15 protein-coding genes and 1 pseudogene are annotated in these 19,669 nt (G+C 55.0%); 6 read left to right on the forward strand and 10 right to left on the reverse strand.

The window, feature by feature from the left end; genetic code table 11:
• Positions 1 to 39: 39 nt before the first annotated feature.
• A complete protein-coding gene (locus L3069_RS09830; RefSeq protein WP_023306086.1) occupies positions 40 to 1,422 on the reverse strand; it encodes an amino acid permease in 1,383 nt (460 codons plus the stop codon).
• 185 nt (positions 1,423 to 1,607) lie between these two features.
• Complete coding sequence (gene ydgH, locus L3069_RS09835) at positions 1,608 to 2,552, reverse strand: DUF1471 family protein YdgH (protein ID WP_022647937.1); 945 nt, start codon at positions 2,550 to 2,552, stop codon at positions 1,608 to 1,610.
• Positions 2,553 to 3,087: 535 nt separating this feature from the next.
• On the opposite strand from ydgH, the gene pntA reads away from it, so the two are divergent.
• From pntA to L3069_RS09850, 3 genes are all read left to right on the forward strand, one after another.
• Entirely contained in the window at positions 3,088 to 4,617 is a 1,530-nt protein-coding gene (gene pntA / locus L3069_RS09840; RefSeq protein WP_017384575.1) for a Re/Si-specific NAD(P)(+) transhydrogenase subunit alpha, read from the forward strand.
• A 10-nt stretch (positions 4,618 to 4,627) separates the two neighbouring features.
• Positions 4,628 to 6,016, forward strand: a complete 1,389-nt coding sequence (pntB, locus tag L3069_RS09845) for a Re/Si-specific NAD(P)(+) transhydrogenase subunit beta (RefSeq protein WP_022647939.1) — start codon at positions 4,628 to 4,630, stop codon at positions 6,014 to 6,016.
• 107 nt (positions 6,017 to 6,123) lie between these two features.
• Positions 6,124 to 7,236 carry a mechanosensitive ion channel family protein gene (locus L3069_RS09850; RefSeq protein ID WP_022647940.1) on the forward strand — a complete coding sequence of 371 codons (1,113 nt, stop codon included), beginning with the start codon at positions 6,124 to 6,126 and terminating at the stop codon, positions 7,234 to 7,236.
• 38 nt (positions 7,237 to 7,274) lie between these two features.
• Here L3069_RS09850 and uspE read toward each other — a convergent pair whose 3' ends face one another.
• From uspE to L3069_RS09880, 6 genes are all read right to left on the reverse strand, one after another.
• On the reverse strand, positions 7,275 to 8,225 hold the full coding sequence (uspE, locus tag L3069_RS09855; RefSeq protein WP_038415963.1) for a universal stress protein UspE: 951 nt from the start codon (positions 8,223 to 8,225) through the stop codon (positions 7,275 to 7,277).
• Between the two features lie 137 nt (positions 8,226 to 8,362).
• Positions 8,363 to 9,115 (reverse strand): fumarate/nitrate reduction transcriptional regulator Fnr, encoded by a 753-nt coding sequence (fnr, locus tag L3069_RS09860; RefSeq protein WP_000611906.1) that lies wholly within the window; start codon positions 9,113 to 9,115, stop codon positions 8,363 to 8,365.
• Positions 9,116 to 9,298: 183 nt separating this feature from the next.
• Positions 9,299 to 9,814, reverse strand: coding sequence for a methylated-DNA--[protein]-cysteine S-methyltransferase (ogt, locus tag L3069_RS09865; RefSeq protein ID WP_023306088.1), 516 nt, complete (start codon positions 9,812 to 9,814; stop codon positions 9,299 to 9,301).
• Between the two features lie 9 nt (positions 9,815 to 9,823).
• Positions 9,824 to 11,350: a p-aminobenzoyl-glutamate transporter gene (gene abgT / locus L3069_RS09870; RefSeq protein ID WP_038415964.1), complete on the reverse strand. Its 1,527-nt coding sequence runs from the start codon at positions 11,348 to 11,350 to the stop codon at positions 9,824 to 9,826.
• A gap of 46 nt (positions 11,351 to 11,396) precedes the next feature.
• Positions 11,397 to 12,842 carry a M20 family metallopeptidase gene (locus tag L3069_RS09875; RefSeq protein ID WP_038415965.1) on the reverse strand — a complete coding sequence of 482 codons (1,446 nt, stop codon included), beginning with the start codon at positions 12,840 to 12,842 and terminating at the stop codon, positions 11,397 to 11,399.
• Positions 12,842 to 14,152 (reverse strand): M20 family metallo-hydrolase, encoded by a 1,311-nt coding sequence (locus tag L3069_RS09880; protein ID WP_038415966.1) that lies wholly within the window; start codon positions 14,150 to 14,152, stop codon positions 12,842 to 12,844. Before L3069_RS09880 ends, L3069_RS09875 begins: the two co-directional genes overlap by 1 nt.
• A gap of 175 nt (positions 14,153 to 14,327) precedes the next feature.
• Between L3069_RS09880 and L3069_RS09885 the strand changes: the two genes are divergently transcribed.
• Both L3069_RS09885 and smrA read left to right on the forward strand, forming a co-directional pair.
• Entirely contained in the window at positions 14,328 to 15,239 is a 912-nt protein-coding gene (locus L3069_RS09885) for a LysR family transcriptional regulator (protein ID WP_038415967.1), read from the forward strand.
• A gap of 350 nt (positions 15,240 to 15,589) precedes the next feature.
• Complete coding sequence (gene smrA / locus L3069_RS09890) at positions 15,590 to 16,153, forward strand: DNA endonuclease SmrA (protein WP_023299979.1); 564 nt, start codon at positions 15,590 to 15,592, stop codon at positions 16,151 to 16,153.
• 9 nt (positions 16,154 to 16,162) lie between these two features.
• On the opposite strand, the gene L3069_RS09895 is transcribed toward smrA, so the two are convergent.
• Complete coding sequence (locus L3069_RS09895) at positions 16,163 to 17,821, reverse strand: methyl-accepting chemotaxis protein (protein WP_023299980.1); 1,659 nt, start codon at positions 17,819 to 17,821, stop codon at positions 16,163 to 16,165.
• Positions 17,822 to 17,965: 144 nt separating this feature from the next.
• Between L3069_RS09895 and L3069_RS09900 the strand changes: the two are divergent.
• Positions 17,966 to 18,831 (forward strand): annotated as a pseudogene (locus tag L3069_RS09900) (aldo/keto reductase family oxidoreductase).
• Between the two features lie 46 nt (positions 18,832 to 18,877).
• On the opposite strand, the gene L3069_RS09905 reads toward L3069_RS09900, so the two are convergent.
• Positions 18,878 to 19,078 carry a hypothetical protein gene (locus tag L3069_RS09905; RefSeq protein WP_038415969.1) on the reverse strand — a complete coding sequence of 67 codons (201 nt, stop codon included), beginning with the start codon at positions 19,076 to 19,078 and terminating at the stop codon, positions 18,878 to 18,880.
• Positions 19,079 to 19,669: the final 591 nt, after the last annotated feature.

A 19,669-nucleotide genomic window follows, 5' to 3' on the forward strand; every position in this document is an offset into this window, starting at 1 on the left:
CGTAATCTCCTTTTCAGTTCAACAATGGGACAGGCGGCGCTATCCCATTAACATCCACGTTGCCGGTACGGCAGCGACTAACAGCAAACCTATCAACGCCATTTCGCGGCGCTTAAGGGCATTATCAAGCTGATGCGTACGGCGAGCGTAGATAAACACCAGCAGGCCTGGCGCGTAGAGCACCACGGACAGCAGCAGATGCATCGGGCCGGAAGCATACAATAACCATAGACCGTAAATACAGGCACCTACGCCTACCGCATAGTGTGCCGGGCGGGTCGCAATTTTTAACAGATATGCGCCCACTAAGAAATAGGGTACCAGAATCATCTCGGAGGCGATGGTCAGCAGCGTGTTATAGTCCGAACCTGTGAGCCAGATCAGCACCAGACAGACCTGCACGCTGATGTTGGTGAGCCACAGAGAAGCCGATGGCGCACTGTTTTTATTCTGACGGGCAAACAGGCGCGGGAACGCTTTGTGCGTGGCGGCCAGGAACGGTACTTCCGCCGCCATAATGGTCCAGCTCAGGTACGCGCCGCAGACGGAGACAATCAAACCTGCCGCGATAACCACATCACCCCAGGGACCGAGCATTTTCACCATCAGCCCGGCCATGGACGGATTACGCATCTCCGCCAGTTCAGGGCGGGCCACCACACCGAGCGACAGCAGCGTCACCAGCAGATAAACGCCCAGCGCCGCCAGGACGGCCAGCAGTGTGGCGCGTCCCACGTCGCGTTTGTTACGCGCGCGGGCAGAGACCACGACGGCACCTTCAACACCGATGAACACCCACAGGGTAATCAGCATGGTATTTTTCACCTGCTCCCAGACGGGAACGCCCAACGCAATACCGCTGAAATCGAGCGTAAAGACATCGAGACGGAAGGCGAGGAAGGCCAGCACGACGAACAGGCCAAGCGGCACCAGCTTGGCCAGCGTCGCCACCAGGTTAATGCTGGCCGCGGTCTGAACACCGCGCAAAATCAACCAGTGAACAATCCACAGCAGCACCGAGGCGCCGACGATGGACTGCCAGGTATTGCCGTCACCAAACAGGCGCAGTTCGGGCGTATCGGTAAAGAAACTGAGCGCCGAGAAGACGATAACCAGATAGGAGACGTTGGCGATCACCGCGCACAGCCAGTAGCCCCAGGCGGAGCAGAAGCCAATCAGCTCGCCAAAACCTTCACGGGCGTAAGTGAATATTCCGCCGTCCAGATCCGGTCGGATACGGGTCAGCAGCAGCATGGCGAACGCCAGCAGCAAAATCCCGACGCCGGTGATGCCCCAGCCAATCAGTAATGCGGCCGGGCTGGCGACGGCCGCCATGTTCTGCGGCAAACTGAATACGCCCGCGCCCAGCATTGAGCTCAATACAAGTGCAGTTAACGCACTCAGGCCAAGTTTCTTTTCCATTGGCTTCCTGTTATGAAAAGTCCAAATCCAGAATAATTATTTCGCTAAGGCGCATAAAAATGGTGGATCACGCTAAGGCGCGGGATTTTACGGAGTGTGACGGATGCATGCAATGACATGGGGCAGAAATCAGAAAAAAAGTAACAAAAAAGGCGGCACTGCGCCGCCTTTATGAAACCGTTTTGTTACTTGTACAGATCGGCACTGATGGTCAGGTTGTTGCCACGTTCCTGCCACTGGCGGGTGATGTGGTAATACTTCGCGCCTTTCTTCGCAGCACGCTTCGCCACCTGATAGGAGATTTCTGTCATGTTGCCATAGTTGCCCGTAAACTTGATGCTGTCGAACGGCACCATCTGCGCGGCAGTGGCTTTGTTCAGCTCTTCAATTTTCGTGCCGTCTGGTAACGTAACGGTATAACGACCGCCTTTGGTGGATTGGGTTTCAAAGAAACGACCCACTTCAGCGCTTGGTGCCGCAGACGTTGCTACGCCCGGAATTTCAACTTTCTTCGCTTCTTCACCGCCTTTTGCTAACGCAGCACGACCGGCTTCTGAATCCGCTGGAATCGCATCCGGGCTTTGCACTACGCGTTTTTTCGCATCTTGCTTATAGATGAAGGCGGTAATGCGCTGGTTTCCGCCCTGGTTGGCATCAACCTGACGCACGATATAAAACGCGTAAGCGCCTTTTTCTCTCGCGGCTTTGGTGATGGCATCGTTAACTTCAGGCTGGCTGCGGTAGAAGCCCTGAACGGTCACGGTGTCATACGGTTCCAGCTGAACAGCCTGATCTTTCGGCAGTTCAACAATGCCGTTAATCACGCGGTTTTTCTGTTCATCTGCCTTTGGGGCATTCTCTTTGTACAGCGCAACAGTCACGCGCTGGTTACCGCTGTTGCCCTGATCGGACTGGTCAACGACGTAAAACGAGGCAGCGCCGTTTTTATCGGCGGCTTTTGATGCGGCGGCGACGGCATCGCCAATGGAATTATACCGACCCACAATGACCGTATGGTCAAAAGGTTTTAACGCTGCCGCTTGCTCCGGCGTCAACTCTGTCGCAGCATTCGCTGACAGGGCGGTCGCGGAAAGAAGTGCGGACGCCAGGAGTGTGTTCTTAAGCTTCATAAAAATAATCCTTCGCCTTGCGCAAACCATGTACTGGTGTTGTTGTTAATTTGAGACGGTCCCGATTATGGCATTTAACACCCGTCGCTGTCTGCGGCATTTTTCACAGCCTGTGCTCAGCAAAGGACCTGATTCGATAACATTTTGTGATATGTGGAAAAAACAGGCGTTTCACAAGAAAAACTGATTAAGCATATGACTTTTACAAGTTAATTTAATGTTAATGAGTTGTTCTTTTATGGCGCTATATCATGTTTTTACCGCTTCGCTTGCGCGATTTATCGGTCCTGAAGGCGAATTTAAGGTAAATATCTCTGTCAGTGACCCCGATCGCTTATTTTTCACAGATAAAATAAGAAATAGTGTTTTCTGGCGGTAGATCACGGGCGCTATTTTCAGTAGGTTATAGAAAGTTTGTTACTGTTTTATTTTCCGGGGTTAATCATTCTCCGTCGTTATCGCGATGGTGAAAATTGATACGAACCGCGGGCAATTATCGACAAACCATCATCACAAACCGATGGAAGGGAAAACTATGCGTATTGGGGTACCAAAAGAACGGTTAGCCAATGAAACCCGCGTAGCGGCAACACCAAAAACGGTGGAGCAACTGCTTAAACTGGGTTTTACCGTCGCGATTGAAAGCGGCGCGGGCAAACTGGCGAGTTTCGATGACGAGGCCTTTACTCAGGCTGGCGCGGACGTAGTGGACGGTGCTGAGGTCTGGCAATCACCCATTATTCTGAAGGTAAACGCACCGGAAGAGAGTGAAATTGAACTGCTGAACGCGGGCACGACGCTTGTGAGCTTTGTCTGGCCAGCCCAAAACCCGGAGCTGATGGAGAAGCTGGCGGCACGCGGTGTCACCGTGATGGCGATGGATTCCGTGCCGCGTATTTCGCGCGCGCAGTCTCTGGATGCGCTGAGTTCTATGGCAAACATTGCCGGCTATCGCGCCATTGTCGAAGCTGCTCATGAGTTTGGTCGCTTCTTTACCGGTCAAATTACGGCCGCAGGCAAAGTACCACCCGCGAAGGTGATGGTAATTGGTGCCGGTGTGGCAGGTCTTGCCGCCATTGGGGCCGCAAACAGCCTGGGCGCTATTGTTCGTGCGTTTGATACCCGGCCGGAAGTGAAGGAGCAGGTGCAGAGTATGGGCGCCGAATTCCTTGAGCTGGACTTCAAGGAAGAAGCGGGCAGCGGTGATGGTTACGCGAAGGTCATGTCTGAAGCCTTTATTAAGGCGGAAATGGCGCTCTTTGCGGCGCAGGCAAAAGAGGTGGACATCATTGTCACCACCGCGCTTATTCCGGGTAAACCGGCGCCGAAGCTGATCACCCGTGAGATGGTGGATTCCATGCAGCCGGGCAGCGTGATTGTCGATCTGGCGGCGCAAAACGGCGGTAACTGTGAGTATACCGTGCCAAATCAGGTCACGACGACCGCGAACGGCGTGAAGGTGATCGGTTATACCGACCTGCCAGGACGTCTGCCAACCCAGTCCTCTCAGCTGTACGGCACGAACCTCGTTAATCTGCTGAAGCTGCTCTGCAAAGAGAAAGACGGCAACATCACCGTTGATTTTGATGATGTGGTGGTGCGCGGCGTGACCGTGGTGCGTGAAGGGGAGATCACCTGGCCTGCACCGCCGATACAGGTTTCCGCTCAGCCTCAGGCTGCGCCGAAAGCGGCGCCTGAGCCTGCAGAACCAGCGAAACCTGCGTCGCCGTGGCGCAAATACGCCATCATGGCGCTGGTCATTATCCTGTTTGGCTGGCTGGCGGACGTCGCGCCAAAAGAGTTCCTTGGCCACTTCACCGTCTTCGCGCTCTCCTGCGTGGTGGGTTACTACGTCGTGTGGAACGTTTCCCATGCGCTGCATACCCCGCTGATGTCGGTTACCAATGCCATCTCCGGGATTATCGTGGTTGGGGCATTGCTGCAAATTGGTCATGGCGGCTGGATCAGCTTCCTGAGCTTCATTGCAGTGCTGATCGCCAGTATCAATATTTTCGGTGGTTTCACCGTGACTCAGCGCATGCTGAAAATGTTTCGTAAAGGCTAAGGGGTAGCATATGTCTGGAGGATTAGTTACAGCCGCATACATTGTTGCTGCAATCCTGTTTATTTTCAGTCTGGCGGGGCTTTCCAAACACGAAACGTCTCAGCAGGGAAATAACTTTGGTATCGCCGGGATGGCGATTGCGCTGATTGCCACCATCTTTGGGCCGGACACCGGCAACGTGGCGTGGATCCTGGTGGCGATGATCATCGGTGGTGCGATTGGTATTCGTCTGGCGAAACGCGTTGAAATGACCGAGATGCCGGAGCTGGTTGCTATTCTGCACAGCTTCGTGGGTCTGGCCGCGGTGCTGGTGGGCTTCAACAGCTATCTGTACCACGAACCGGGTCTGGAACCGATTCTGGTGAACATCCACCTGACCGAAGTGTTCCTCGGCATCTTCATTGGCGCGGTGACCTTCACCGGCTCAATCGTGGCGTTCGGCAAACTGCGCGGGAAGATCTCTTCCAAACCGCTGATGCTGCCTAACCGCCACAAGCTGAATCTGGCGGCGCTGGTCGTTTCCTTTGTGCTGCTGGTGGTCTTCGTGCGTACCGAAAGCGTAGGCTTGCAGGTGCTGGCGTTATTGGTGATGACCATTATCGCGCTGGCCTTCGGCTGGCATTTGGTGGCGTCTATCGGCGGGGCAGATATGCCGGTAGTCGTCTCCATGCTGAACTCCTATTCCGGTTGGGCAGCGGCGGCAGCAGGCTTCATGCTGAGCAACGACCTGCTGATTGTCACCGGTGCGCTGGTCGGTTCTTCCGGTGCGATCCTGTCTTACATCATGTGTAAGGCGATGAACCGCTCGTTTATTAGCGTCATCGCGGGTGGCTTCGGTTCTGACGGTTCATCAACCGGTTCTGATGAGGAAGTGGGTGAACACCGTGAAATCAGTGCGGAAGACACCGCAGAGATGCTGAAAAACTCGCATTCCGTTATCATCACCCCGGGCTATGGCATGGCGGTGGCGCAGGCGCAGTATCCGGTGGCGGAAATCACCGAGAAACTGCGCGCGCGCGGTATCAAGGTTCGCTTTGGTATTCACCCGGTGGCGGGGCGTCTGCCAGGCCACATGAACGTGCTGCTGGCGGAAGCGAAGGTGCCTTACGACATCGTGCTGGAAATGGACGAGATCAACGATGATTTCGCCGACACCGACACCGTACTGGTGATTGGCGCCAACGACACCGTTAACCCGGCGGCGCAGGATGATCCGCGCAGCCCGATTGCGGGTATGCCTGTTCTCGAAGTGTGGAAGGCGCAGAACGTCATTGTCTTCAAACGCTCTATGAACACCGGCTATGCTGGCGTGCAGAACCCGCTGTTCTTTAAAGATAACACCCACATGCTGTTTGGCGACGCCAAGGCCAGCGTGGATGCGATTCTGAAATCTCTTTAATTCCGCTTCATCCTGTCAAACCGCCCCTGGGGGCGGTTTTCTTATTTCTGCGGTCAGCCATTCTCCTCTGTCTATACTTTACCCTTTGTGTAATACGAGGAGGTGTAATGCAATTTCTGTCCCGCTTTGACATCATCGCGCTGATGATGACGCCATCATTCTGGATTGGCGTCGCCACGGTAGTCTTTGTAACTCTGCTGGTGTACTGGCTGCTGACGCGCCTGATCGCCTTTGTTAAGAAAGGGATCACCACCTGGGGCGACAAGCATCCCACCACCAACCGGATGCGTTTTATCCTGACGGATATGCTTAACCGCACCAGCCGCTTCCTGCTTTTTGTCGTGGCGCTGCTGTTCAGCCTGCGTTTCGTCGACTTACCGGATCATCTCTTTGGTACCGTGAGCCACGCCTGGTTCCTGGTCTTCGCTATCCAGGTGGCGCTGTGGATGGATCAGGGGGTGGTGTCGTGGCTTCGTCACGTCATGCTGGCGCCGGGAAGCCATAAAAACCCGGTGACGTTGGTGATCACGGGGCTTATCCTCCGTGCCATTGTCTGGTCAGTGATGCTGCTGTCTATTCTTGCTAACGCGGGCGTCAACATCACTGCTCTGGTTGCCAGCCTTGGGGTAGGGGGTATTGCTATCGCCCTCGCGGTGCAAACGATCCTGAGCGACGTGTTTGCATCGCTCTCCATCGGTTTTGATAAGCCGTTCGAAATCGGCGATTTTGTGGTGTTTAACGATGTCGCCGGGACGGTAGAGCACATCGGCCTGAAAACCACTCGTATCCGTAGCCTGAGCGGGGAGCAAATTGTCTGTGGGAACGCCATCCTGCTGCAACAGACGCTGCATAACTACAAGCGGATGCAAACGCGCCGGATCGTCTTTACCTTCGGGGTCGCCAGCGACACGGCGCCGGAAAAACTGCGTTCAGTGGGTGATATGGTCAAACAGATCATTACCGACGTCGGGGAAACGAAGTTTGACCGCGCCCATTTCCTGGGCTTCGATCGCGATCGCCTGACCTTCGAGGTGGTCCATATCGTTAATACGGCGGATTACAACAAGTACATGGATATTCAGCAGGAGATCAATATTCGTATTCTGGAGGGGCTGAACCAGCAGGAGATCAAGCTGGCGCTGCCGAGCATGGTTCTGCACGCGCCCTGGATGAATGCTGGCGACGAGGCACCGGCGCAACGGTTGAGCGAAGCGCAATAAAAAAAGCCCGCCGTTACCGGCGGGCTTTCATTTTGGGGTCAATCGTCTTCCTCATCGTCCAGTTCAACCGGCGTCTGATACTGATCCGGTTTGATAACCAGAAGGTCGCAGCGAAGATGGTCGATCACCTGCTCGGCGGTATTACCCAGGAACGCGGCAGAAATACCGGTCCGGCCAATGGTGCCCAGCACCACAATCCCGGCCTGCAAATGCTCCGCCAGATCCGGAATAACCTCTTCCGGTAACCCTTTTTCTACGTGGGTCATGTTCTCATCGATACTGAATTTCTGGCGCAGCGCTTTCATGGCCAGCAGATGCTGACCGCGAATCGCATCGTTATACACGCTCGGGTCAAATTCAGGCAGCTCGATGGCGATATTGATTGGCGTAACCGGATAGGCTCCCACCAGATGGACTTCGGTATGGTTAACCTGGTCGGCAAGCTGAAGGGTCTCGTTCACCAGCTTCTCGTTCAGCGAATTGTGATAATCCTCTTCGCTGGCCAGATTGACCGCCACGACGGCTTTCCCGCCCTCAGGCCACGGCTGATCTTTCACCATCCATACCGGACAAGGGCATTTGCGCAGCAGGTGCCAGTCGGTCGGGGTGAAAATCACGGATTCCAGTTTGTCATGCTGGTGCGCCATTTTCAGCAGCAGGTCATGCCCACCGGCCACCACTTCCTGAATAATGGCTTCGAAAGGACGGTTGTGCCAGACCACCTTGATATCGATAGGTACGCCCGCTTCCAGATAATACTTCGCCTGCTCGCGGATCCACGCGGTACGCTGGCTGATCACTCCCTGACGCATAGCGGTGCGCTCGTCAGGCGACAGAAGGGTGGTCATCTCGTATGAGAAGTCATAAATCGGCAAAAAGGCTTTAATTTTGCCACCAATCCGTTGATGTAAATACACAGCACGTCGTAATGCTGGCTGATCGTCCTGATTCGGATCGATAGCCACCAGCATATATTGATACTTTGCCATACAGGTCTCCTTACTACTGTCACCACAGTCTGTAAGTAAAAGAGTAACCTATATATCTTGAATGAAACAGGGGGGAAGTTTTTGCCAGATCAATAATCATGAAAATTTATCGACCTGGCATAAGATATCCGGGAGAGTTATGCCACGTTACGTGAGTGACCCGCCAGAATGGCCAGCGCTTCACCGTTTTCAATGGTGATGTACTTACCTTTAACCGCCAGCATTCCGCTCTTCTGGAAACGACCCAGCAGACGGCTGATGGTTTCCACGGTCAGGCCCAGATAGTTACCAATATCGCCACGCGTCATGGTCAGACGGAATTCGCGTGGGGAGAAGCCACGTTCCGCGAAACGGCGGGAGAGGTTATAGATAAAGGCGGCCAGACGCTCTTCGGCATTCTTTTTGGAAAGCAGCAGGATCATATCCTGATCGCCTTTGATCTCACCGCTCATCAGACGCATCATCTGCTGACGCAGGTTCGGCATCTTACCGGACAGATCGTCCAGCGTTTCAAACGGGATTTCACAAACCATAGAGGTTTCCAGCGCCTGAGCAAAGCTCGGGTGATGGCCACTGCCGATGGCGTCAAAGCCGACTAAATCGCCCGCCAGATGGAAGCCAGTGATCTGCTCGTCGCCCTGTTCGGTAATGGTGTAGCTTTTGATGGTGCCAGAACGGATAGCATAGAGCGATTTCAGTTCGTCTCCCGCTTTAAACAGCGTCTGCCCTTTCTGAATAGGCTTTTTGCGCTCGATGATATTGTCAAGCTGATCGAGTTCATGCTCATTCAGAGTAAACGGGATACAGAGCTGGCTGATGCTGCAATCCTGGCAATGGATAGCACAACCGCCAGACTGAATGCGTCGTATAATTCGCTTTTCCGGGATCATAGGTTTGCTCAAGCCTTAATTGATATTGGTCAATTTTAACATCTTTTTGGTAAGGACGTAAGTCTGGCAAACCCCCAATAAAGGCAAGAGACGGCAGCGAGTTGCCATCTCCTTGAAATTCCACAGAATGATTAAGGATTATTAGCCTAACAGGAAGAAAATTAAGCACAAAAAGCCTGGGAATTACAGCAGAAAATACCCTTCGTGACGCAGCAGCCACTCTTTACGCTGTACGCCCCCGGCATAGCCCGTGAGGGTGCCGTTGCGCCCGATCACGCGATGGCAAGGCACCACAATGCTGACGGGATTTGAGCCATTCGCCGCACCGACTGCGCGCGCCGCGCCGGTACGGCCAAGCTGCTCTGCCAGCTGACCGTAGTGCATCACCTGCCCGCAGGGAATGTTACGTAGCGCCTGCCACACCTCGCGCTGAAAAGGGGTACCCGCCGTGGCGGTTGGCAGGGTATTAATAATGCTGAGATCGCCCTCGAAGTAGGCCGCCAGTTTATCGCTCAGCCCGCCAGGATTACGGGCTGTAATACGCTCGTAACCCTCGGCGCGATAATGAATGTTGAGCAGCTCAACCATCCGGTCGCTGTGCTCTTCCCACTCAACAGCGCGAAGATTGAACGCTTCATCCGCGATAACCCACAGCGGCCCCAGCGGTGTCGCAATCTTGTCTTCGAGTAATCTCAGCATCAGTATTCCTTAGTTCAGCCTCGGGTAAATACCCGGTCCAATCGGCAGACCGAGAAGATACCACGCCACCAGCATCACCAGCCATACCCCTAAGAAGATAAGCGGATAGGGCAAGACCAACGAATAGTAGGTACCCAGCTTAGCCTCCGGTCTGTAGCGTTGCAGGAAGCCTAAAAACAGCGGAACGAAAGGTGACACGGGCGCCAGCGGGATCACCGAAGAATCGGCGACACGGAACAGGATCTGGGCGAATGCCGGATGAAAGCCGAGCATCATAAACATGGGTACAAAGATGGGGGCCAGAATCGACCAGATGGCCGACCCGCTGGCAATAAACATGCACAGCAGGGACGACAGCAGCGCCAGGCCGACAAACGCCGGAACCCCGCTCAACCCCGCCGCCTCCAGCGCGTCCGTCAGGCTCACGGCCATAAACTTGCCCATGTTGCTCCAGTTAAACATGGCCACAAACTGCGCCAGCGGGAACACCATCACGATAAAACCCGCCATCTCCTTCATCGGCTCGATCATCAGGTGCGGCAGATCTCCCTGACGGCGGATTATACCGGTAGCGATGCCGTAGGCGAGCGAAACGACGAAAAAGAAGAGAATTATCAGCGGCACAATACCCTGAATAAACGGCGAGGGAAGTACGGTGTGTTTGATTGGATCGCGCAACACGCCATTCTCCGGCACCACCATCAGCGCCACAGCCGCAATGAACGCCAGCGAGACGATCCCGGCGACGCGCAGGCCGAATTGCTGCTCTTTGCTCAGCGTCTCCAGCTTTTCATCGCTCCGGCCTTCCCATTTACCCAGGCGCGGCTCAACGATCTTATCGGTAATCAGCCCCCCGACAATCGTCAGGACAATCACCGAACTGGCCATAAAGTACCAGTTGTCGATCACGCTGACGTGCATGGCCGCATCGATGGTGCTGGCTGCCTCCGTGCTGATGCCGGAGAGCAGCACATCGGTGGTCACGATAAGCAGGTTAGCAGTAAACCCACAGCCGACGCCTGCGATCGCCGACAGCAGGCCCGCAACAGGATGACGGCCAACGGCGAGGAAAATCAGCGCCCCCATCGGCGGCATGATCACCAGCGCCGCGTCGGACGAGATATGGCTGAAGAAGGCAATAAACAGCACCATATAGCTGGCATAACGCGCGCTGACGTGCGAGGCCATTTTCACCATCAGCGCGGGCAGCAGACCCACACGTTCGGCCAGACCCGCGCCTAACACCAGCGCCAGGATGGCGCCCAGCGGCGCAAAACCGCTGAAGTTTTTAATCACGTTCGGCAAAAACCAGTGCAACCCCTCCACGCTGAGCAGATTTTTTACGGCCACCATGCTGCCGTCGGCCGGGCTGCGCACGCTCACATCAAAGGCGGACAGCACGGCTGTCGCGACCATCAGGATGACAATTAAATAGATAAAAAGCAGGAAAGGGTGCGGCACTTTATTGCCGATCCTTTCAACCCAGCCATAGAGCTTACCGGATGGGGAATGCGAAGGTATGGAAGACATACTCATGGGCGTTCCTCGGGACTGTTGTTGTGTTGTGTTGTGTTGTGTTTTTTTATTTTAAAGGTGACGGTGTCACGTCCTGCGGGATCGGACACTCGTACGGTTTTTCTGTTATGTGTTGTTCGAATTCTTCCCGACATTTTCGCAGCAGGTCGGCATCCTGAAGCAGATGCAGCGCGGTCGCGCCCATCACTTTTCCGGCCAGCAGCATGCCTTTATGGGCAATAGAGGTACGCCCCTGCGCCACCAATTGCCAGGTATGCAGCGGGGTGCCGACGGTAAAACAGGGGCTAAAGCACTGTGCGACAGGCATCTTCCAGCTGACATCCCCCACGTCGGTGGAGCCTGCCAGCACGTTATCGGTGATGGCGTAAGGGGCAACTTCATCCACCAGTAGCGTTTCGTGATGGCGTCGGGCAAAGGCTTTTCCCTCTTCGGCCCCCGTTGCGGCTATGTTTTTCAGGCTGTTTTGCAGGTCGTTTGCCGTGAGCGTGGCGCGGATTTCACGGGCAAATTCGCGTTCTTCTTCCGTCCAGTCCGGCGTGCCGTAATGCAGCAATGCGCGGTACATGGCCCCTTCGAGCGTACGGTTCGGCAGATAGCTGGAGCAGGCTTTATCAAAGCGACACTCGACTGTGGTTTCGGTCATCATCGCCGCGCCCTGGGCGATTTTCTCGATGCGCGCGTAGATCTGCTGCGCATCGGCCATCTCCGGAGCGCGGATCAGGTACAGCACTTCTGCCTGAGCCTGCACCACGTTAGGCGAAATTCCGCCGGTATCGGTGATGGCGTAATGAACGCGCGCTTTTTCAATGATGTGTTCGTTGAGGAAGTTTGTGCCGGTGGTCATCAACGTCACGGCATCTAGCGCGCTACGTCCCAGATGTGGGGAGTTTGCGGCGTGGGCGGCGATCCCCTTAAACCGCCAGGCGGCCTGAATATTGGCCAGCGTGCTGACGTTAAACATCCCGGCAAAGGCTTCCGGATGCCAGGTCACGGCAGCGTCCACATCGTCAAATAATCCTTCACGCACCATAAAGGTTTTACCAGAGCCGCCTTCCTCGCCGGGGCAGCCGTAAAATCGTACCGTTCCGCTGCCGCCGTGCTGTTCCAGCCAGCTTTTCACCGCCACCGCACCGGCAAAGGCAGCAGTACCCAACAGGTTATGCCCGCAGCCATGGCCGTTAGCCCCCGGGGTGGCGGATTGCGCCGTCGCGCAGTGCGCCTGCTGGCTCAACCCGGCCAGGGCGTCGTATTCGCCCAGAAGGGCGATAACGGGCTTGCCGCTGCCGTAGCTGGCAATAAAGGCGTTGGGAATGCCTCCGGCTTCCCGCATCAGGGTAAAGCCCTCGGCTTCCAGCGCGCTGGCAAGCCGTTCGGCGGACCAGAACTCTTCAAAGCGCGTTTCGGGATGATCCCAGATGTCGTCGGCAATATCGGTAAACGTCTGACATCGCGTGTCGATGGCATCAGCGATAAAAGCGTAGTTCTCCTGCATTACACACCTCGCGTCCACGGGAAATTAAGCGCAGTTCGCGCCAGTGTTTCGATGGCAACGTTCATCACCTGCTCATCAAAATCGAATTTTTCGTTGTGATGTCCGGCGCTCAGTTCGGTGCCGAAGACCATATACGAGGCCATGCCGCCGTTCTGCTGCACGCGGGCCATCATTAGCGTGGCATCTTCGGAGCCCGCAGGCGCTTTGACCTTATTAATGGCATGAGTCACGCCGTGCACCTGGCTTGCCTGTTCGCGCAGATAATCGACCCAGGCCGGGGAGGGGGCACTGGAGGTCGCCGCCCCCATCAGGTTTATCCCGGCTGTTACGCCGTAGAGCGCTGCCGCGCCGGTAATCACCGCCTGCGCGCGATCGAAGACATACTGATTAATGGCCTCGCTTTCACCGCGGGTTTCAACCTTAAGTAACGCATTAGCCGGAACCACGTTGCGTCCGCTGCCCGCCTGCATGACTCCGACGTTAACCCGGGACGCGCCTTCGCTGTGGGGCGCGATGCCATGCAGCGCGATAGCGGCCTGGGCCGCCGCGAGCAGGGCGTTACGGCCCTCTTCCGGTTTACCGCCAGCGTGTGCGGCAACGCCGGTAAAGCGCACGTCAAATTTGGTGGTCGCCATGAAGTTATCGCTGCCGCAGATCACCGTCCCTTCCGGAACGCCGGTTCCAATATGAATGGCGGTAAAGTAGTCCACGTCGTCCAGCGCCCCTGCAGCGACCATAGCGCGGGCGCCGCGCGTACCCTCTTCGGCAGGCTGGAAGATCAGTTTGATGGTGCCGTTGAGCTGGGCTTCATGCTGCTTAAGCACCTGCGCCAGCCCCAGACCAATGGTGGTGTGGCCGTCGTGCGCGCAGGCGTGCATCATGCCCGGGTTGCAGGAGGCAAAACCGTCGCGGTACGGCCGGTGGCTGTCGTCATGCGCTTCGCTCAGATCAAGCGCATCCATGTCCACGCGAAAGGCCAGCGTCGGGCCGGGGCGACCGGTATTCAGGGTCGCGACAATGCCGGTGAACCCGCCTTCGAACGGCGCGAGCCATTTTTCCGGTGCGCCTTGCGCGCGGGCGCGGGCAAATTCCCGCGCCAGGGTTGCGTCATCGGGCAACCCCATCCGGCTTTCGGCATCCACGACATCGCGACCCATCGCCAGCTCGTAACCCAGCGAGTCCAGGATCTCCGAGACTTTCGCGGCAGTGCGAAACTCCACCCAGCCGGATTCCGCGAAATGGTGAAAATCGCGACGCCATGCGCTCAGTTGGGGGGCTAATGTGTGGATGTACTGCGCCAGTGCGTTCATATCTTTTCCTGTCATCATTAAAATATGTGAACTGCTTCACGCTGTGATAGTTTTTACTTATCACTAAGCGATTTTTCACAGTTTTAACCGTTCAGGAATTACCCTCGCACATCCGATTCCATTAAAGTAGATGACAGTTTCTTTACTCTGATAAACAACGGTTATCGGTCGGGCTATGTCATTTCAGATTAAATTTCATCAAATTCGGGCTTTTGTCGAAGTGGCGCGCCAGGGCAGTATTCGCGGAGCCAGCCGGGTGCTGAATCTTTCGCAGCCCGCGCTGACTAAATCCATTAAAGAGCTGGAAGAGGGCATGGCGGCACAGCTGTTTGTGCGCCGGAGTAAAGGTGTCGCCCTGACCGAGTGCGGGGAAGGGTTTTATCACCGCGCTAATTTGATTCTGGAAGAGCTTCGCGCAGCGCAGGATGATATCCGTCAGCGTCAGGGGGAGCTGACCGGGCAGATCAATATTGGGATGGGTGCCAGCGTGGCGCGCAGCCTGATGCCCGCGGTTATCTCCCGTTTTCATGCGCAGCAGCCTCAGATCAAGGTGCGGATTATGGAAGGTCAGCTGGTATCAATGATCAATGAATTACGCCAGGGTGAGCTGGACTTTACCATCAACACCTATTATCAGGGGCCTTACGATCACGAATTTACGTTTGAAAAACTCTTTGAGAAACCTTTTGCGGTATTTTGTCGGGAAGGACATCCGGCGTTGGGGGCTACCTCTATTAATGAACTTCTTCATTATAACTGGACAATGCCAACGCCGCGGGGAAGTTATTATAAGCAGCTTGAGGATATATTTCATCATCGCTCGCAGATACCGCGTATTGGCGTCGTTTGCGAAACCTTTTCGTCCTGTATTAGCCTTGTCGCACAAAGTGACTTCCTGAGCGTGCTGCCGCAGGAGCTGGGCTGCGACCCGCTGCTGGCGCACCGGCTGGTCATGCTGCCGGTTGTGGAAACACTTCCCAGAGCGGCCTATTATTTAATTCAGCGCCGTGATGCACGCCAGACGCCCCTGGCTGAATCATTAATTACACAATTCAGAAGGGAAGCGAGAAAAATAGTTTTATCGTGAAATTGCCAAAGAAAAAATAGAGCCTGTCCGACATCAGACAGACCCTACAGTACACACAGCAGTGCGTCCTTTCGCAAATCCTGGGTATTATATCCATGAGGCAGGTATATTTAGGTATAACATCTTTCCTGAAAAAAGAAAGGCGGCATGCCATTGGTTTTACAAAATTTCAACGCAAATCCCTTATTTTAACTCTGCTGTAGTTTTAGTTAAGTAATATTTAAATAACTTTAATGGTAGCTATATATATTCATCAGATTAATATTTATCTTGCCCCTTGCGGTAAGGGTTATTGAGGCCCCTGCCCGGTGCAGGTATAGTACAAGCCCCGATGTGCCCGGAGGATTTCCATGAACCCTGACGACAAATCACTTTTTCTTGACGCCATGGAGGATGTCCAGCCCCTGAAACGCTGCACCGATATCCACTGGCAGCAAAGCCGTAATACCCGGGTTCGCCAGGAGATCGATACCGAGCAGCTCGACAACTTTCTCACACTGGGTTTCCTGGAACTCTTGCCGCTTGAAGAGCCGCTGATGTTCCAGCGCGAGGGCGTTCAGCAGGGCGTTATTGACAAGCTGCGCTCGGGTAAATACGCCCGACAGGCCAGCTTAAATCTGTTGCGTCAGCCCGCCGAACGCTGCCGCCAGATGCTGTACGCCTTCATTCGCCAGGCCAGCCGCGACGGTTTACGTAACCTGATTATCATTCACGGGAAGGGCCGCGAGCAGAATTCGCACCCGAACGTGGTGCGCAGTTATCTTGCCCGCTGGTTAACTGAGTTCGAGGACGTGCAGGCTTTCTGCGTGGCGCTGCCGCATCACGGCGGCAGCGGGGCATGTTATGTTTCACTCCGAAAATCCGATGAGGCGAAACAGGAGAACTGGGAACGTCACGCCAAGCGCAGCCGTTAACGGTAAGGCTTAGAACGTCTCCCAGTTTGTGTCACCTGAGGCACTGACCGTGGCGGGACGCAACAGTTGCGGTGCTTTTGTATTTTTTGGCCGCGGAGCGGTGTTTTCCTGCATGTTCAGCCGGAAAGCCGCCACGGCCTGGCGCAGCTGTTCAGACTGATCTTCCAGCGCCGCCGCCGCCGTTGCCGACTCCTGTACCAGCGCGGCGTTTTGCTGCGTTACGCTGTCCATCTGCGAGACCGCCAGGCTGACCTGTTCAATACCGCGGCTTTGCTCGTCAGACGCCGACGAGATTTCAGCCATAATATCGGTTACGCGTGTCACGGCCGCGACGATCTCTTTCATGGTCGCACCCGCCTCGCTCACCTGTTCCGAGCCGGTATTCACCCGGCTGACGGAGTTTTCAATAAGCCCTTTGATCTCTTTTGCCGCCTGCGCGCTGCGGCTGGCCAGCGTCCGTACTTCGCCTGCCACCACCGCAAAGCCGCGGCCTTGTTCGCCGGCACGGGCGGCTTCAACCGCCGCGTTGAGCGCCAGAATGTTGGTCTGGAAGGCAATGCTATCGATAACGCCGGTGATATGCGCAATTTGCTGAGAACTGTCGGCAATGTCATTCATGGTACGCACTACATTATTCACCACCTGGCCGCCGCGTGCGGCGGTTTCAGACGCATTCTTTGCCAGCAGCGTCGCCTGACGAGCGTTATCCGAGTTCTGTTTCACCGTGGCCGTCAGCTCTTCCATGCTGGCGGCGGTCTCTTCCAGCGAGGCTGCCTGCTGCTCGGTTCGGGCGGAAAGGTCGTTACTCCCGGCGGCAATTTCTCCTGCGCCCGTGTAGATAGAATCTGTGCTGCCGCGCACGGCGCTGACGGTGCTGACCAGCGACTGTTGCATCTCATGCAGACCGGCGGCCAGCTGGCCCATTTCGTTGCGCCCGGTAATCGCGACGTTTTGCGTCAGATCGCCGCTCGCGATGGTGCGAATATGGTTCATGATGGCGTTGAGCGGTCTCAGGAGCAGGTGCTGTAAACCCTGCCAGATCACCACCAGCACGGCGATAACGGTCAGGAAGATCGCCGCCAGCGTCCACTGCATCTGGGTAAAGCTGTTCTGGTTCTCTTCGGCGGCGGCTTTCAGCAGGACGTTGTTTTCCGCGCGCCAGCGGGTATAGACCGCCTCCATCTCATCCTGCGCCTGCTGGGCGTCCAGGTCGCCATAGGCCTGATAGTTATCGGCGCGCAAGTACGCAATGGACAAGCGCATTACCTCGTGCATGTTCTTCCAGGCTTTCTGCATCTCTTCGGTGAGCGCGGCATTTTGCCCCTTCACCTGCGGAATCGCCTGCCAGTTTTTGTAATAGTCTTCGGCTTTGGCCAGCGAACCATTGGCGGTGCCCAGCAGCGTGTTGATCGCTGCGAGAGAGGCCGGGTCGCGCTGGTTTTTCAGGTAGCGGATCGCCACGCGGGTGACGGTAACGCGCGTTTTCACCAGGGTGTTCACACTGTCGCTCAGGCTCTCCTGCTGGGCATTGAGCAACCCGGAGTTCTGAAAGTTGTGACGATCGTTGTTAACGGCAGAGTAGAACAACCCTCCCGTGACAACTTGCAGCAGACAGAATATGGTGAGGGCAAAGATAATACCGGTAATCACGTGCAGATTTTTCAGCATGGCGGTCATCCGTAATAGAAGAGGCAGGGTTACATCAATACTATCGTCGTAGCGAATTTAAACTTTAATTTTACTATTGCTTAACTAATGGTTTCGTTGCGGAACCTGTTGTAAACCCGGATCATTTTTATGAGGAAGGTCAGCATGAGCAGCATAGATAAATGCGGAACATTCACGCTCGGAACGCGTACGGTTAAACGGTTTGGCTATGGCGCGATGCAGCTTGCCGGACCTTGCGTTTTTGGTCCGCCAAAAGACAAAAATGCGGCGCTGGCGGTGTTGCGTGAAGCGGTAGAGTCGGGGGTAAATCACATTGATACCAGCGATTTTTACGGCCCCCATGTGACCAACCAGCTTATCTGCGAGGCGCTTCATCCGTACCGGGATGACCTTACGATTGTGACCAAGATCGGAGCCCGACGCGGCGAGGACGCCTCCTGGCTGCGGCGTTTTCCGCCCAGGAGCTGACGCAGGCGGTGCATGACAACCTGCGCAACCTGAAGCGAGATGTGCTGGACGTGGTTAACCTGCGGATCATGTTTAGCGCCCACGGGCCAGCGGAAGGCTCGATTGCCGCGCCGCTAAGCACCCTCGCGGAGCTGCAACAACAGGGGCTGGTTCGCCATATTGGGCTGAGCAACGTCACCGCTTCGCAGGTGGCTGAAGCGCAGAAGATGGTTTCCGTGGTATGCGTACAGAACATGTACAACGTGGTGAATCGCGGTGACGATGCGCTGGTAGATTCGCTGGCGCAGCAGGGGATTGCCTGGGTGCCGTTCTTCCCACTGGGTGGTTTCACGCCACTGCAATCTTCCGGGCTACAGGCGGTGGCGGATTCACTGGATGCGACGCCTATGCAGGTGGCGCTGGCATGGCTTCTGCAACGCTCGCCAAATATCCTCTTGATCCCGGGTACTTCTTCGGTGGCGCATCTGCGTGAAAACCTGGCGGCAGCCGATCTGGTATTGCCGCCTGAGGCGCTGGAGACGTTAAATACGCTGGTGGAGTAATCCAGACAGCAGCAAAAGCCCGGGGGATTTTTCGGGCTTTTGGTGTTTATGACAAAATCTGATTCCTTTGGCGGTGAAGTGCTAACGCTTCCGCCACGATTTCCTGCTTACTTTTCCGTGTTTCATACGCAGTAATGCGGATGTACTCCATCAGCGCTGGATCGATGCGCGCACTTAACATCCTGAGATCGGCCTCCTTTGCTACACCGCGAGCAACACGCTTGTCGGGATAATCACGGGCTGGCATAGAAAACGTCCTCCAAAAATTGTCTTGTTAATTTGTGCTGTAAAATATGCGCTAGTCTTGGTGTAAAGTCAACGTGTAGTGAAAGAATAGTGAATTACTGTTTGGCTTTTCTGCGATTAAAGACTTCATTAAGTGATTTGATAGTGTTTGTATTGTCACGCTGTGAGTCCGCTTTGATGCGGAAAGTCACATTTTCAGTGCTGATAATGACGGAATGTTCAACGCACCAGACGCTCTAAAATTATTGATAATTTCTTCCTGAAACTTAACTCAGGTTTATCCCTGTGCTTATTCATGGTTATTGCTTAATTAAATCTTCTGTTTGAAGGCTCAGCTGTAAAAATCTGACGCTATAAGACCGGCCTTGGGGGAATCCTGATATTAATCCTTTAAGCAGCTTCCGGCTGGTCATATATTCCAGCATCGGTGACGTAGTTAGCGATATTCGCTATTTTAACCCTGTTAAACCCATGCAATTGCGCTGGTTTTCATTTCTTCCGACATAATAGGTTTTGTCTACGTTCTCTTTTTAATTTATGCTTCGCATACGAACAATTAGCGTTGTGCAGGGTTTTAACATCGTGGCAGTTA

The organism is Enterobacter cloacae complex sp. ECL411, from assembly GCF_021869665.1.
Classification (GTDB): domain Bacteria; phylum Pseudomonadota; class Gammaproteobacteria; order Enterobacterales; family Enterobacteriaceae; genus Enterobacter; species Enterobacter intestinihominis.